This is a genomic window from Longimicrobium sp. (genome assembly GCA_036387335.1).
Taxonomy (GTDB): Bacteria; Gemmatimonadota; Gemmatimonadetes; order Longimicrobiales; family Longimicrobiaceae; genus Longimicrobium.
Map to the genome: position 1 here is coordinate 1 of DASVTZ010000196.1, position 2,004 is coordinate 2,004.

The following is a 2,004-nucleotide window of genomic DNA, read 5'->3' on the forward strand; positions in this document are numbered from 1 at the left end:
AGCGCCTCGGCGAGGTAGTAGACGACGCGCTTGACGATGAGGGTGCGCCCCTCGCCCTTGCCCTGGGTGAAGACGTAGCGCTCCTCCTCCTCGAAGCCGTCGATGACGCGGTAGTCCTCGGCGCGGACGCCGGCCTCCTCCTGCAGCTCGCGCTCGGCGGCCTGCGCGTCGGTCTCGCCGGCCTCCACGCCGCCCTTGGGGAACTCCCAGATCGGCCGGCGGGTGAGCGCCGAGCGAACCAGCAGGTACCGCCGCGCGCCGCCTTCCTCCCGAAAGAGCACGACCCCAGCCGCCAGCTGCGAAACCCGCCTCATCCACCCTCCCGTGCTTGGGGGCGACGAACGTTTCAAACCTTCAATCTGTTACGCAATCTTCGTACAGGCAACCGGCACCCATCTTGCCGCTCGCCGCGCCGAATCGGGCTCCACCCCGCTCCCCGCAACGGATTTCATGGACCCCACGCCCGCCGAGCGGCCGCGGGGCGAGCTCTTCCGCTCGCTCACCTCCGACGCCACGCGCCTCATCCGCCAGGAGATGGCGCTCGCCCGCGCCGAGATCTTCGCCAACGTCCGCACCCTCGCCGCGGACGCCGGCAAGGTGGTCGCCGGCGCCACGCTCGCCGCCGTCGGAGCGCTGGTGCTGGTGGAGGCGCTCGTGCTGGGCGTCGGCGTCCTCCTCGGCTATCGCTACTGGTTCGCCGCGCTCATCGTGGGCGCGGCGCTGCTCCTCGCCGGCGGAGTCCTCGCCTTCCTCGGGATCCGAGATGCGCGCGGCAGAAAGGTGGCTCCCGAGCGCGCCCTCACCGAGCTGCGCGAGACAGGCGGCTGGGCGCGCGGCGAAGCGCTGGAGCTGCGCGCGGCCCTCACCGGCGCGGAGCCCGCTCCCGCGCGTCCGCTGCCAGTGGCTCCCGAGCAGCCGACGACCAGGCCCGCGCTGCCGCCGCTGTGGAAGCGTGTGATGAAGGAGTTCGGGGAGGACGACATCTCCAACCAGGCGGCCAAGGTCGCGTACTACTTCTTCCTCTCCCTGCCCCCGCTGGTGATGGCGTTGTTCGCCACGGCCGGAATCTTTGGCGGCGACGACACGGCGGACTGGCTCGCGACGCGTCTGAGCGGCATGCTGCCGGCGGAGGCGGGCACGCTCGTCGGCGGCTTCGTGGACGACGTGGTGCGTGAGACGCATCCCGGCCCGCTCTCGGTGGGGCTCCTCCTGGCGCTGTGGGCCGCATCCAACGTCTTCATGGCGCTGGAAGACACGCTCAACGCCGTGTACCACATCCGCCGGAAGCGCGGCTTCGTGCAGCGGCGGCTGGTCGTGCTGGGGACGCTGGTGGCGGTGGGGGTGCTCTTCGTGGCGGGGAGCGCGGTGCTGCTGGCCGGCCCCGCCCTGTCGCGCGCGATGGGCCTCGGCGCCGTGGGCGACACGCTGTGGGACCTGGGGCAGTGGCCGCTCTCGTTCGCGTTGATCGTGGGTGCCTTCTGGGTGATCTATTACGTCCTCCCGCTGCGCGACCAGCGGGGATGCAAGGCGGTCCTCCTCCGCTCCTCCGCCATCGCCGCCGTCCTCTGGCTCCTGGCGACGCTCGCCTTTCGCGTCTACATCGCCAACTTCGGCTCGTACAGCGCCACCTACGGCCTGCTCGGCACCGTCATCGTGCTCCTGCTCTGGATGTACGTGACGTCGCTGGTGATCCTGCTCGGCGGCGAGATCAGCGCGGAGATGGAGGTTGAGCGGAGGGCCCCCTCCCCCCGGCCCCCTCCCCCGCCTGCGGGGGCGCAGGGCGGGTGAGGGGGAGAATTCAGCCCGCGTAGCACAGATCCCGTAGGGGCGCGATTTATCGCGCCCGTGGCTGATCCACACGCCGAACCGGTAGGGGCAGACCTGCGTGTCTGCCCACCCTCGCCCGCACCGGGACACCGGCCCCGCGGCACAGATCCGTAGGGGCCGCCCCACGTGGCTGCCCGTGCCCTGCCCCGCCCCGAACCCGCCCAACGCGCACGGATG

At 71.8% G+C, this 2,004-nt stretch carries 2 protein-coding genes; one reads left to right on the forward strand and one right to left on the reverse strand.

The genetic code is table 11. The annotated features are described in order from the left end of the window. The coding region (locus VF647_19585) for an NUDIX domain-containing protein (protein ID HEX8454291.1) at positions 1 to 314 on the reverse strand (314 nt) is incomplete at its 3' end. Between the two features lie 136 nt (positions 315 to 450). Here VF647_19585 and VF647_19590 point away from each other — a divergent pair. Continuing rightward, on the forward strand, positions 451 to 1,788 hold the full coding sequence (locus VF647_19590; protein ID HEX8454292.1) for a YhjD/YihY/BrkB family envelope integrity protein: 1,338 nt from the start codon (positions 451 to 453) through the stop codon (positions 1,786 to 1,788). Positions 1,789 to 2,004: the final 216 nt, after the last annotated feature.

Coding starts and splice junctions, on each gene's coding strand:
- VF647_19590 (HEX8454292.1), top strand. CDS start 451: ATGGACCCCACGCCCGCCGAGCGGCCGCGGGGCGAGCTCTTCCGCTCG.